Source organism: Flammeovirga pectinis (assembly GCF_003970675.1).
GTDB classification, from domain to species: domain Bacteria; phylum Bacteroidota; class Bacteroidia; order Cytophagales; family Flammeovirgaceae; genus Flammeovirga; species Flammeovirga pectinis.
On sequence record NZ_CP034562.1, the window covers coordinates 2,727,407 to 2,742,296 of the forward strand.

Sequence of the window (14,890 nt, forward strand, 5' to 3'; positions counted from 1 at the left end):
TAGTTTATAATAACGTATTATTCTGTAATATCTTCAAGAATTTTCTGAAGATCTTTCATAATAGCTTTTCCTTTGTCTTTGTTGTACCAACGTTGGATTTTCATAGAAAACTGTTGTTTATCGTCTCCAACTTCTTTTTTAATTTCAGAAATTAAATCGGTAAGTTCTTTTGGTCTAGGCCCCCATGTTGCTAAAACCTCATTTGTTTTCTGATCGATTACGAGTAATTTAGGAATCGATCTAGATCCATTTGTTAGAAACTGTTCCATTAAATCTACATTATTATCTCTTAAAATAAAACGTAAATCAATCTTTGGCGATACTTGTGCAGCAGCAGCAATAATAGGTGTACTCTGTGCAGCATCTCCACACCAACCTTCTGTTATCACTAACCAATACACACTTTTATTCAATGCTCTTCCAGCAGTCCTCAAGTCATCTAGCAAACGGTTTGTTTTATCAATACGCTGCATTCTTGTTACATTCAACCTTGTATAATCTACTAATTGAGAATCTGTATAATTTACAATAGTAGGGTCTTCAGCTAACAATCCATCTAAGGCTTCTCTATATGTTTCGTAGATAAAAGCATTATCGATATATTCTTGAGCTACTTTTTGGTTTTCTGCCATGAGTTATAAATAAATAATGAATAGGTTCTTTAAATTATGAAAGGACTTAATATGTACTTTCTTAAAAGATTTCATAATGCCTTTTACTGAAATTCATGTCAGACATTATTTACCATTTAATCTACTACAAAGAATTTTAATATCAACATCATTAAACTCTTTTTTTTAACTAAATGATTGAATACTTGATATAGTACAATTTATAATTTACATGAATTGTTTACTATATCGTTTTTTCTTCTGGTGTTGGTAACATAAACTGTGTAAATATCAATGAAATCACACATAGTATAGCCCCTCCATAAAACGGTAAGGTCCAATCCTTAAGCCAAATCCATCCACCTAAAATAGGTAAAAATACTGCTACAACATGGTTTATTGTAAACCCAACAGCCATAGAAGGTGCTATATCTTTAGGATCTGCATGCTTCTGAAAATATGTTTTTATACCTATTGAAAAACTAAAGAATATATGATCTACTACATACAACATCGCAACAACCCATCTATTTTCTATTGTAGCGTATGCTATAAAAACAATTGCTAAACTTATGTATTCAAAACTAAGCATTTTGCGTTCACCAAATCGGTTTAACATACGAGCTATAATTGGATTAAAATACATAGATATGATATTATTCACTACAAATAATATTGTAATTTCTTGAATTGTAAAATTATATTTCTCTACTAATAATAATACCGCAAAAACTACGAATACTTGTCTTCTTGCTCCACTCAATAAATTCAGCACATAAAACAACCAATACTTACTTTTTAAGATCATTTTCTTGTTCTGACCCACTGCATCCTTTGGTATAGGATTCTGAAATACTGCCCAAAAACCTGCAATAACCACTATTACACCTATCAAAAGGTAAATTGAAGTATAATCAGTGATAAAAGTAAGTCCGTAAATCGTTCCTCCAATAGCTATATTTGTAAAAGCCATTGTACTTTTTAATCTTGCTAATACATGCGGACTATCTACTTTGGAAAAACTCTGTAATGTTAAAGATTGATTAGCAGTTTCGAAGTAATGAAAACCTATTGACATAATCAATGTTGTGAACATTAACCCCCAAAAAGTAGGAAAAAAACCTGTTAAGGCTATTCCAATACCCATTATAATTATAGATATCGAAGCAAATTTATCTTCTTTAATAAACATCAAGAAGAATAAAGCCGTTACCACTAAAAAGCCAGGGACCTCTCTAAAAGATTGGATTGCTCCAATATCAAGTCCATTTAAACCTATTTCGTCTACTGCAAAATTATTAAATAATGTTCTCCATCCTTGAAAACCAAGTGCTGTAGCTACAGATAAAACTAATAGAAATATGTACATCGGGTTTTTCTTTAACCCTTTTATTGCTTGTTTATCCAATTGATCAATTTTTAGTTTATAATCATTAAAGGTAGCTAAGAATATAAAAAAAGATTACCCAAACTGAGTAATCTTTTTATAATTCAATCATTTCATAATTTAAAATCTTAAAATCTAGTGATCATTTTGGTTAATGATTTTCGATTTTCTAATCCTACTTTCTTTCTTATTCTGTAGCGAGACGTTTCTAATGTTCTCAAACTAACATTCATTAAAGTAGCTATTTCTTGGTTTCCTAAATCCATTTTTAAATAGGCACATAATCTAAGTTCTCTTTTACTTAAATCTGGATAGGTATCTTTTAATTTCTCTAAAAAATTATTATGAGATTTATTAAACTGGTGTTCAAACTTATCCCAATAATCATGATCATCATTTTCTTTATTTAGGTCTTTTATAATACCTCTAATTTTTCTCTGTTCATTACTTCCTACACCCTGAGACACCTCTTCTAGTTTCTGTGTTACCTGTTGTAAACTTTGATTTTTATGGAGATGATTCATTGTAATTGAAGCTAGTTCATCTTTAGTAAGATCTAATTCTTTAACTAAATTCTCATTTCGAACCTTCATTTTTTCTCTTTCTGACTTAATAACTTCTAAGGCATATCGTCTTTTTAGTAAAGAGATTCTTACTTTCTGAAGAAAATAAAGAGCTGTAATAAATATTAAAAATAGTAACACCTTAAACCAAACAGTTTCCCAAAAAGGTGAAGAAACTACTACTTTAACAGAAGCCCCTTCGTTATTCCAAACACCATGATTGTTAGATGCTTTTACATGAAATTTATAATTACCCGGATCTAGGTTAGTGTAAGTAGCAGATCTGCGTTTATCTTCATAAATCCAATCCGTATCAAAACCCTCTAGCATATATGCATACTTATTTCTATCTGTCTCTGTATAATTTATTGCACTAAAATTAAAATTAACAACAGATTGATCATACGCTAATTCTATTTCATCAGTAGCCCAAACTTCTTTACGCAATACAGAATTAGAATCAGTAGGTGATTGTAATTTATTAAAAACCTCTAAACCCGTAATATAAATAGCGGGTGGAACAATATTTTTCTTTAAATCATTAGGATTAAAAATTGTTATTCCTCTGATGCCTCCAACTTCAATCTCTCCTTTTTGATTCTTGTAAATTGCACTATGATTGTATGAATTTCCATCTGTATGAAAGCTCATTACACTATTAGTTTCTACATCAAATTTTGAGATATATTTTTTAGATGTTATTACTAAATCACCCTGATTATCTTTTATTAAATTTAAAATTGGTAATTCTGGAATATCATTCTTTAAATTAAAAACAAAAAATTCTTTACTTTCAGGTTGATACTTTACTAATCCAGCACCTGTAGCTATCCAAATATGTCTGTAGTTATCTTCGCAAACTGATTTGACATAATTGAAATTATGATCTTGTTTTATTAAATCAGAAAGTAAATCAGTATGCCATTTATCTTTTCTTCTATCGTACATTAAGATTCCACCATCTGTACTTGCCCAAATATTATTATTTCTATCCTCATAAATATTAAAAACATAAAACTGGCCTCTATTCTTAATATCGATTGAAACATTATGGCAAGTTTTTGTTTCGGGGTTATAAGTAGCTATTCCTCCTCCTAAAAATCCTAACCATGTTACGCCTTTACTATCCGTCAACATGGTCCAAACATTATTATTTGGAATAAGGTTGTTATTTTCTGTCTTTCTAATGTTAAAATACTTCTGTTTTTTAAAATCATATATTCTCAAACCTTTAAGATAAGTACCTACTAAAAGATTTCCTGTTCTATCTTGGCTGATACATTTTACAACATCATTATCAAAAGTTGGTACTACCTTACCTGTTTTAGAATAATGAATATATTCCTTCTCATTATTTTCTCTAAGGTGTAATCCTCCCCAATCAGATCCTACCCATGTACGTTTTTCGTTATCTTCAAAAATTGCAAGTACTGGCTTATTTGGAATACTTTTAGGTTTATATGGGTTACTGCTAACTTGTCTAAAGGCATTCTTATTTGAATCGTATTTATCAACTCCATTTAAATAAGTACCTAGCCAAATATTTTCTTGTTTATCTTTATATAATGTCCAAATCACATCCGAAGAAATTGACTTAGCATCCAGCAAAGAGTTGGTATAATTTGTAAATCTCTTAGATTCTACATTAAAAACATCAAGACCTGCTCCATCCGTTCCAATCCAAATTTCATTTTCAACTTGTACAAAATCTTTTATACTGTTAGAACTTGGACCTTTATTATCTCCACTTTTTAAGTAAGTATTAAATTCGCCGGTAAGTAGATTATATTCTGAAATACCTCCATTATCACTACCAATAAATAATAAAGTATCATTATATATTAATAGCTTTTTATGTTCATTGTCTTCAAAGTTTGATAATGCCTCTTTAGTATATTCGACTTCAGAAAATGTAGCATTATTTTTATTGTAAACACAAAGTTTTCTGTTAGTAGTAGCAAGCCAAACTCTGTTCCACTTATCTTCAACAATGTCAGAAATCACTTTTCCATTAACAGTATTCTTATTTCCTTCTTCAGGATAATACTTTCGAACTTTACTTCGGTCTTCTGAAACTATTGAAAGTCCGAAATTTGATCCAATCCAAATATCATTCTGACTATCCTGGAAAATTTTTGTTACGGAAGAACTTGGTACTATAAATTCGTCTTCTTTTCCTCCAAAAAAATGTTCGAATGTATCTGTTTCAGGATGGAAGATACTTAAGCCATTATTTAATAAACCCATCCATATATTACCTTTTTTATCTTGTAATAACGATGATATTCGGTTATCATTTGGACCTCTATTTGTTCCTTTCTCATAATAATACGTCTTCATTTCATATCCATCATAACGAGATACTCCTTTAAAAGACGCAAACCACATAAACCCTTTATCATCCTGAATAACAGAGGTTACGGTTGCATAAGTAAGTCCATCTTCTTCTGTTAGATGGTCAAACTGTAATTCTTGTGAATAAGAAATAATAGATAATTGAAGTAAGCACAGTAGTTGATAAATTATTTTCATGCGATAGTTAAAAAGTAGTTAATCTAAAAAATAAAAAATAGTAGATTTTTAATGAATATATAAGTATTCTAAGATAATACCAAACTGAACACATAAAAAAAGGGTGACTCTGTAATAGAATCACCCTAATAGAATAGAATTATATTAACGATTACTCCTTAATAAAGCGAACTGATTTAGATAAATCATTCCCTTTTAAGTGTAATAAATAAACTCCTTTTTGAAGAGACTGAACATTCAACTTAAATACATTTGATCCTTCAATTGTATAAACTCCATGCTGTTTTCCATCAATACTATATAAAGTTAATGATGAGAATTTCTCTGATAAACCTGAAAGATTAATCATATTAGAAGCTGGATTTGGATATGTCAATACATTAATTTCTTCTTCTAAAGATAATGTTGAAGTACCCAACACTCTACCGTTAGATGATGATGAAATTTCGATATAATTGATATTATAACCTCCTGAAGGTATTCCAACTCCAAAATCTTGGCTACCAGCATTCAGATATGCTGAATGTGATACTGTTTGCCAGTTTTGCCATCCACCAGTATTTGGTACATCTACACTACCAAAAACAGTTTGTCCTTCATTGCCTTCTAACTGTACTTTTCCTCCACCTACAGCAGAAGCAATACGGTAAGAAATTGTATAATTGCCAGCTGTTGGAATATTTACATCGTGGAATGCTAACCAATCACCTGCATCTAAATAACCTACATTTTGTCCACCTTCAGAACAGTTCTCTACTTGAACACCAGACATAAATGTATAGTCTTCTGCTTCTAAACGAATTCCTGTTGGGTCTGGATCACAATCCGTACAAGGATCACAATCTGTACATGGCTCAATTGTTCCGTAAGATTGAATAATTTCCTTTACTAAATTACCTGATGAAGTAAGACTAGACCATCCTCCATTTGCAGATGCTCCTGGATTTAATGCTGAAGCACCTTCTGCTTTTTCATTTATAGACCAGTTACAATGACTGATGCCGTTTGCTTTCATAAAATCAACCCATGCCCAAGTTTCATTAGAATCAACAGCACCGTCACCACTTGCTTCTACAGTTCCCCATTCTGTTGCAAAAAGAGCAACTCCTTGTGATAATGCATAAGCAGCTTTATCTCTTAAAGATTGTTTATGAGTTGCAGCATAGAAGTGAATTGTATACGCAACGTTATTATCATTAATTCTATCATTAGCAGCTTGATCAACATCTTGAGACCATGTAGGTGTACCAACAATAATTAAATTATCTGGGTCTACTGCTCTAATTGCACTAATAACTTGTTCTGCGTAAGGTTTAATTGTTCCGCTCCAAGATACTGCAAGTGGCTCATTATAAATTTCGTAAATAACATTATCGCTATTACCATATTTTTGTGCCATTTCTGTAAAAAATTGTACAGCATCTCCTGTATAATTTTCTGCATGATGTGAATGCCAATCGATAATTACATACATGTCTGCAGCAATTGCAGCATCTACAACTGTTTCAACTTTTGCTTTATTACCAGCTCTATCATCTAAGTATCCACCTGGATCTTCAACACCCATTGCTGCACGAACGATTGTTGAATTCCAATCAGATTTTAACCAATTTACAACGTCTGCATTGTAGAATTTTTCTCCACCCCAGCCATTGTTTGACCAGAAGAAGCTGTTACCAGCAAAACTTACTGATTGACCATTTCTATTATTAACACGGTTACCACTAACTTGTAAACGTCCATTTGATGATACTGCATAATCTCCAGTTACAACATCATCATTTGTTACGTTAATTGTAGCTGATGCTGACACACCATTTGATGTTACTGTTACTGTAGAAGTACCTTCGTTATATGCTGTAAAAACACCATTTGGAGCATTAGATGACCATGATGGAGAAATACCCATATCATTATCACAGTTATCTTTCCCACTTGCAGAAAGTTGTACTGTTTCACCAACTTTTATTGAAGAAGTTGAAGGAGTTAATGTAATAGATTGAAGACCTGTAGAAGTACATCCTACGTCTTGAGAATTAAAGTTAATCCAATTCAAGTTGAATCCGCCTGTAATAGCATATAAACCTAAAGCTTGCTCACCAGCAGTATTAAAAGTTACAGTTGCATTTATTGTTTGCCAGTTTTGCCACCCTCCAGTAGAAGGAACATTTACTGTAACTAAAATATCATTACCTTCATTTTGATCTAAACGGAATTGATTATTTCCACCTTCACTAGCTACTCTAAATTCTACATCGTAAGTACCTGCTGAAGGAACATTAATTGTATATTCTAACCAATCTTCATCATCGATATAACCAACATTTGATCCACCATCAGCATCAGATGTTGATTCTGTTTGAATACCTTGCATACGGCAATAACCTTCTGCTTGAAGTTTACCTGGAAGTGTAAGCTCATCACAAGGACCTACTTCTACTTCATCAGATCCACCTGTATCTCCAGATCCACCATTACCACTGTAAGATTGCATAATTTCTTTTGCAAAAGAACCTGAAGCAGTTAAACTACCCCATCCTCCATTACTTGAAGAACCTGGGTTAAGAGCTGATGCTCCTTCTGGCTTATCATTAATAGACCAGTTACAATGGCTAATACCATTTTGTTTCATCCAGTTTACCCATGCATTAGTTTCGTCATAATTAACGCCACCATCACCGTCTGCATTAACACTACCCCATTCTGTTACAACAAGAGCAATGCCTTTACTTAAAGCATAGTTCGCTTTATCTCTTAAACTTTGACCGTGAGATCCAGCATAAAAATGTAAAGTATAAGCTACATTTGCCTGATTAATTGGATCGTTTGCTGCTTGGTCAACATCTTGAGACCATGTAGGTGTACCTACAATCACGATATTATCTGGATCATGCTTACGAATTGCAGAAATCATAGACTCTGCATAAGGCTTAATTCCTTGGCTCCAAGAAACCTGTAAAGGTTCATTGAATACCTCATACATTACGTTTGGTAAATGACCATATTTTTGAGCCATTTCTTCGAAGAAGCTGTAAGCTTGAGCCCAATCATGCTCATTTGCATGATGTGAATGCCAATCAATAATAACATACATATCGTTTGCAACTGCTGCATTAACAACTGCTTCAACACGTGCTTTATTCCCACTAGCATCATCAAAGTAGCCTCCGCCATCTTCAACACCCATTGCTGCACGGATAATACCCGCATTCCAGTCGCTTTTTACCCAGCCGACAACGTCTGCATTATAATATTTTTCTCCACCCCAGCCATTGTTTGACCAGAATAAACTTGGACCTGCAAAACTCACAGATTGTCCACTGCTATTTACTACTTTGTTACCACTTACCTGTAGTAACCCATTACTTGATACTTGTGCATTAGTTTTTAAGGATGTGCCCACTAAAGAGAACATAAAAATACATCCCAATAAAAAAGATAGTTTTAATAGTTTCATTTCATTTCTTGATTTAAAATTTCATACTGTTACATGATTGGGTACCATGTATATTTAATAAAAGCTGGTTATAGATTGTAAGAGAGGACATTCTTAATAAAATGCTGGTAAAATGTCTCTTTATTTAATTCTGGTTTTGTTTTTTAAAAGTTTAAAAATCATTTTATAGACTAATAGAGAGAAGCTATTTAATAATAACTCCTCTCTTATATAATGTTATTCTTTAATTATTTTCTTGTAGAATACTTCTTGATTATCGAAGTACTTTAAGAAATAAATTCCTTTTGGATATTTAGATATATCAATTGATTTTTGATTTACATCTAAGCTAAAAGTTGCTATATTATTACCAATTGCATTTAATACTTGTATATCAAAAGTTGGATTCATTTTAATACCTTTTGTTATATTAAATTTCCCCGTTGATGGGTTTGGATACACTATTAAATTAGATATCTCATCTTCTAAAGCTAATGGTGGAACGTCAACATCAGTAGTTACTTCTAACTTTAATTTGTCAATATTAAAAGCTGGTTGAGAATTAATAGTAAGACGAAGTATTTGTTCTCCAGCTTCTAACTTCAAATTAGATTCTACAGACGTTTGTTCAGTCCAACTTTTTGTTGATGGAATTGAGAATTCAGCTTCTTCTCTACTATTTAAACTACTTTTGATAGTCATTTCTCCACCAGCTTCCATTGCTGCAATAAAGGCAGTTATTTTATAAGTAGCTGTTTCTTTTACATCAACTGAATATTCTAACCACTCTCCTTTTTCTACATAACCGACTTGATATCCACCAGTAATTTCTTCGATATCTACACCATCAGTTCTGTAAGCACCTCCTTGATTTAGTTCTTCTGTATCAGAAAAAGTAAATCCTTCTCCACCAATATCATAGTTTTCTGCTTCCAAAGTTCCAGGTACAGCAATTAATACTCCTCCATAAAAACCTCTTTCAGTATTTAAAACATTTATTTTCTGTGGATAAGAAATTATTAGTTGCTCATCTACAATTTGAGAGATTCTATATTGATATTTATTTCCTTGAGTAGTAGAGATATCTAAATATGATGTAACAGTAGAAACAACAGAATCGATTACTACAAATTCCTCCTCTACTTTTCTTTCAATCTTTAACATTGAAGTTGCATCATTTCTATTTTCCCATTCCACTAAAACTGTAGAGTCATTCTGTATGCTCAATTCTAGATTAGTAGCAGTCTCAGTGGTATTATGGATTAAGATATCTTTTGTTTCGTGCCATTTTTTTGCTTTTCGTTGATATATTTCATACCATCCACCATCATCCCAAGCCATGAATGAGATACCTCTAGATAAAGATTCTTCTACAAAGTGAGCGTAATGTCTCATTCTTGAATTAAAATCTGTACTATGCACAGCTCCAAATTCACTTATGATAACAGGTATTCTATTTTGTGTACTCCAATCTTTTGCCTTTTTAAATTCATTCGAAATGAAATCTTTATCACTTTTTGTACCCCAAGTTCTTGATTTCTCTGCTGATGAAAAATCCCATGGATCGTAAGTATGAAAGTATCCAATAAGATGACTATCACCAGATGGAACTGGCATAGTTAGTAAATCCTGAATAGCAGACCATCCATTACCCGAAATTATGACATTTCTTGTAGGGTTTTTTTCACGTATGATAGCTAAAGCTCTTTTGTTTGCATCTGCAGCTTCTGCTATTGTCATACCATGAGGTTCATTTAATGGCTCAAATAATAAACTATCTGATTTTGTATGAAAACGATCTGATATTTGTGTCCATATTGCTTCAAATCGAGCAATATTATCATCACTGTAATCATTTTTTAACCAATCATCATGATGAACATTAATAATAATTACAAGATTTCTCTCTAAACCCCAGTCTACAACTTCTTCCACACGATTCATAAAATCGGCATCCACATCATAAGGGGCTGTTTTTGACACTCGGTTATCCCAAGTAATTGGAATTCTTACAGATTGAAAACCTGCCTCCTTGTAAGCATCAAAATAATATTCTTCTGCTTTAGGAGCCCAATCACCCTCTGCTTTAGGAGCATCTAAAGTGTTTCCTAAATTAATCCCTCTACCAATAGCTTCTACAGCTTCGTAGGGAGTTAATTGAGCCATTACTCCATGGCTCAAAAGGATACTTAAAAATAAAATAGTAATAGATTTGTACATAAATAAAGTTGTTTTAGAAACTGCCCAAGAGCTGAAAGTTTTTAGCTAAATCATAATAACCTTCAGTTCCAATATTGATTTTTTTTCAGCTCTGGACAGCTTTGTCTAATTAAATTGTTAGTCTGGTTTTAGTCTTAGCTTTAGTTAGTTTACTACCAATCAATCGCATATTATATCTTATCTTCTTTGGCACTGAATATTTCAGTATACAAAGCGTCATTTTTCTTTATTAAATCAAATGAAAAAACATCAATTTTATTTATATCAAAACTCAATGCTGCATTATCTGTAGTAAGTATATTGCTTTCAGAGCTTTCCACTTGGGCATAACCTTTTATTTGAGAACAAATTCCTAGTACGACGAAAAGTATCATTTTATTAATCATTGTCTATTAAATTTTAGTAGTGAACAAATAGTAGTTAAAGTTTGCTTGCTGTTTAGATATAAATTGCATTCTCTCCAAAATCAGATCCTATCTTTTATAGTAATTTCAGAAAGTCTTAAAAAGTTGTTTTCATTAATTATTTTATTGTAATAGTTTAATTAATAGTAATTCAATAGTTAGGCAATCAATAAATTCATATTTGCTGTTGCCATGTTACAACGTTATTGAGAATCATAAAAAAGTCAAAAATTTAGAAGTAACTTTTTTACACTTACAACACGACATTATTACAACATCAATCTATAACTAACTAATAATCAACACTAAAACAATACGTATTGTGAATTTTTTTTTAAATGATACAATACAGATAAAATTGTTTTTTTATTTAAAACAAAAAGAGCGATAGTAATTAGTGTAATTACTATCGCTCTTGCTTATAATAAACAATTACTATTATCGGTTAAAACCTTGTAATCATTTTAGTTAAAGACTTTCGGTTTTCTAAACCAATCTTTTTTCTTATTCTATACCTTGATGTTTCTAAGGTTCTAACACTAACATTCATTAATGTTGCAATCTCTTGATTGTCCAAATCCATTCTTAAGTAGGCACATATCCTTAATTCCCTTTTACTTAAGTCTGGATACTCAATTTTAAACCTATCAAGAAAGTTATCATGTGATTTATTAAACTGATGTTCAAATTTATCCCAGTAATCATGATCTTCACTTTCCTTATTTATATCTTTTACAATCCTTTTTATTTTACGCTTATCATTATTTGCTAAACCAACTGATGCTTCTTCAAGCTTTTGTTTTATTTGTTGTAAACTCTGGTTTTTATGTAAATGACTAATTGTAATATTTGCCAATTCACTTTTTGTTGTATCTAATTCTTTTTCAAGATTTTGATTTTGAATTTCTACCTTCTCTCTTTCAGCCTGAATACTATTTAAAGCATATTTTCTTTTTACATTTTGCATTCTCACTTTCTGAGCAAAATAGAATACTATTAAAAGTAATGCAATCAGTAATGCTCTAAACCATGTGGTTTGCCAATAAGGAGCGTCAATAAATAATGTAACTGTTGCTCCTTCATTGTTCCAAACACCATGATTATTAGAGGCTTTTACTTTAAAAGTATACCTTCCTGGATCTAAGTTAGTATATGTTGCAATTCTACGGTCACCTACAAAATTCCATTGTTCATCAAATCCTTCTAATTTATAAGCATACTTATTACGTTCAGTTTCTGTAAAATTTATTGCACAATATTTAAAATTGATGACAGACTGATCGTAATCTAAATTAATCTCGCGTACTGTAGAAATTGATTCTTTTATTACTGAACTTGAATCTGAGGGTGTTTGTTGCTTATTAAAAATTTCAAAATCAGTGATATATACAGGAGGTTGTGTATAATTTTCTTTTAACTTTTGAGGGTTAAAAACGGTTATACCATCAGTGCCTCCCACTATTATTTCTCCATTATCTTTCTTAACTAAAGCATTATAGTTAAATGAATTATTAGGAACATAAAAGCTTACGACCTTTTCTGTAGCTAAAGAAAATTGAGAAACATATTTTTTAGATATTACTAACAGGTTACCATAATTATCTGCAGTTATTGCTTGTAGTGGTAATTCTGGAATTCCGTCCGACTGATTATAAATCTTAAATTCGTTCCGTTCAGGTAAATATTTAATTAAGCCTGCTGCCGTTGCTATCCAAATATGCCTAAGGTTATCTTGATAGACCCCTTTTACATAGTTAAAATTGTGATCTTTCTCAATTAAATCATTTAATAGATTAGGTGACCAAGAATCAGTCCTTCTATTATAGATCATTATGCCACCATCAGTACTAAACCAAAGATTATTTTGAGCATCTTCAAAAATATGATATATGTGTTCTTGGCTTCCTATATTGTACCCAATTTTTAATTTCTTTATTGATTTAGTGACGGGGTCATATTTTGCAATTCCGCCACCTAATGTACCAATCCATGTAATACCTTCTGAATCTGTAAAAATTGCCCAAACATGGTTACTTGGCAAGTCTGTAGCTTTAACACCTCTTTTTATTTCTGTTCTTTTTCTAGTCTTTACATCATAAACTTGTAAACCTTCACTATAAGTACCAATCAAAAGGTTACCAAAACGATCTTCTGCTATACTTTTTACTACATAAGCACCAGGTTCTTTTACCTCATCTCCCTCTATAGAAAAATGTTTAAAAAGTGTTTCATCTTTTTCTTGTAATTGCAGTCCCCCCCAATCTGTACCTACCCATGTTCGATTTTTTGAATCATTATACAATGCTAAAACTGGTTTATTTGGTAGCGTTTGTTCATTACAAGGAGAGTTCGTAATATCTCTAAAAAAGTTTTTCCGTGGATCGTATTTATCAACTCCTTCTAAATAAATACCAAACCAAACATTGTCTTGCCTATCTTGATATAATGACCAAACCACTCCCGAAGACAGGGATGTTGGATCTAAACGAGTATTTGTATAATTTTCGAATGTTTTTGTTTTTACATTAAATATATCTAAACCTGCTCCATCAGTAGCAATCCAAAGTTCATTGTCTACTTGTTTTAACGCTTTTATATTATTACTAGAAGGGCCTTTTCCTTTTTCACCATGTAAATACGTATTATAGTCACCTGTTAGTAAATTATATTCTGCTAAACCACCATTATTACTACTTATATATAAAAGCGTATCATTATAAATTTCAAGGTTTTTCTTATCATTGTCATCCCTACTTATTAAAGGACGGTTTGTATATTCTACTTCAGAAAATTTCTTAGTATTTTTATCATAAACGCATAATTTCCTATTGTCTGTTGCTAACCATATACGGTTCCATTTATCTTCTATTACATCATAAATAGATTCGCCATTAATTTGAGAAAAACCTGTTGTAGAATAATAGTATTTCTCTCTTCTTTTACGGTTTGGGGAAATAACAGAAATACCGTTACTAGTTACAACCCAAACATTATTATCAGAGTCTTCATAAATTTTATTTACCGACTCACTCGGTACCATTAATTCGTTCTCGTCACCACCTTTAAAATGTTGAAAAGTTTCAGTCTTAGGATCAAAAATACTTAGCCCATTATTCAAATATCCAATCCAAATAAAACCATTATGATCTTGAATTAATGATGAAATCATATCATCATTCAAGCCTGTATTTTTACCTCTACTGTAGGCGTAAGTTTTCATTTCATAACCATCATATCTGTTTAGTCCTTTAAAGGTACCAAACCACATAAATCCCATATTATCTTCTAAAATAGAGGTTACCGTAGCATGAGATAATCCATCCTCTTCTCTTAAATGTTGGAATTGCATTTCCTTTTTCTGTCCATATGTTCCAATAGACATTAATAGGAGTGTTAGTAATATTGTAAGTTGCTTAATCATAAGAAGTTTTTCTAAAATTTCCTGGTGTTAGAAACAATAAAATTAACGAGAAAATATTTCCATTCAAATTATTATATAAAGTTGCCTTTCGGGAAATATAATTAATGTACTCTTTTTTATTTACTTAATTATTAACATTTGAATGATCAAAAAAAATAATCGATTCATAGTCTGTTTATTTTAAGTGCATTGTTTTCCTAAGTATGTATAAAGTACCCGTACATTTAAATTTAAAAATGAAAAAATCCCGTACTTTATTTCATATTTCAATTCTTAAACAAGATAAATAAGGATACAAAAACACCTCAAAACCAAC

Annotated in this window: 7 protein-coding genes; all 7 read right to left on the reverse strand. The window is 31.3% G+C overall.

Going from position 1 to position 14,890, the window contains the following annotated elements; genetic code table 11:
• Positions 1-17 precede the first annotated feature (17 nt).
• On the reverse strand, positions 18-632 hold the full coding sequence (locus EI427_RS10845; protein ID WP_126614496.1) for a thioredoxin family protein: 615 nt from the start codon (positions 630-632) through the stop codon (positions 18-20).
• Positions 633-855: 223 nt separating this feature from the next.
• Positions 856-2,019, reverse strand: a complete 1,164-nt coding sequence (locus tag EI427_RS10850) for an MFS transporter (RefSeq protein WP_205727842.1) — start codon at positions 2,017-2,019, stop codon at positions 856-858.
• 107 nt (positions 2,020-2,126) lie between these two features.
• Positions 2,127-5,093, reverse strand: coding sequence for a two-component regulator propeller domain-containing protein (locus EI427_RS10855; RefSeq protein ID WP_126614498.1), 2,967 nt, complete (start codon positions 5,091-5,093; stop codon positions 2,127-2,129).
• A gap of 151 nt (positions 5,094-5,244) precedes the next feature.
• The gene (locus EI427_RS26165; protein ID WP_205727843.1) at positions 5,245-8,550 is read right to left on the reverse strand and encodes a cellulase family glycosylhydrolase; all 3,306 of its coding nucleotides are present in this window, start codon (positions 8,548-8,550) and stop codon (positions 5,245-5,247) included.
• Positions 8,551-8,766: 216 nt separating this feature from the next.
• Positions 8,767-10,749: a cellulase family glycosylhydrolase gene (locus tag EI427_RS10880; protein ID WP_126614500.1), complete on the reverse strand. Its 1,983-nt coding sequence runs from the start codon at positions 10,747-10,749 to the stop codon at positions 8,767-8,769.
• 170 nt (positions 10,750-10,919) lie between these two features.
• Positions 10,920-11,123, reverse strand: coding sequence for a hypothetical protein (locus EI427_RS10885; protein WP_170178445.1), 204 nt, complete (start codon positions 11,121-11,123; stop codon positions 10,920-10,922).
• Positions 11,124-11,598: 475 nt separating this feature from the next.
• Positions 11,599-14,574: a two-component regulator propeller domain-containing protein gene (locus EI427_RS10890; RefSeq protein ID WP_126614504.1), complete on the reverse strand. Its 2,976-nt coding sequence runs from the start codon at positions 14,572-14,574 to the stop codon at positions 11,599-11,601.
• Positions 14,575-14,890: the final 316 nt, after the last annotated feature.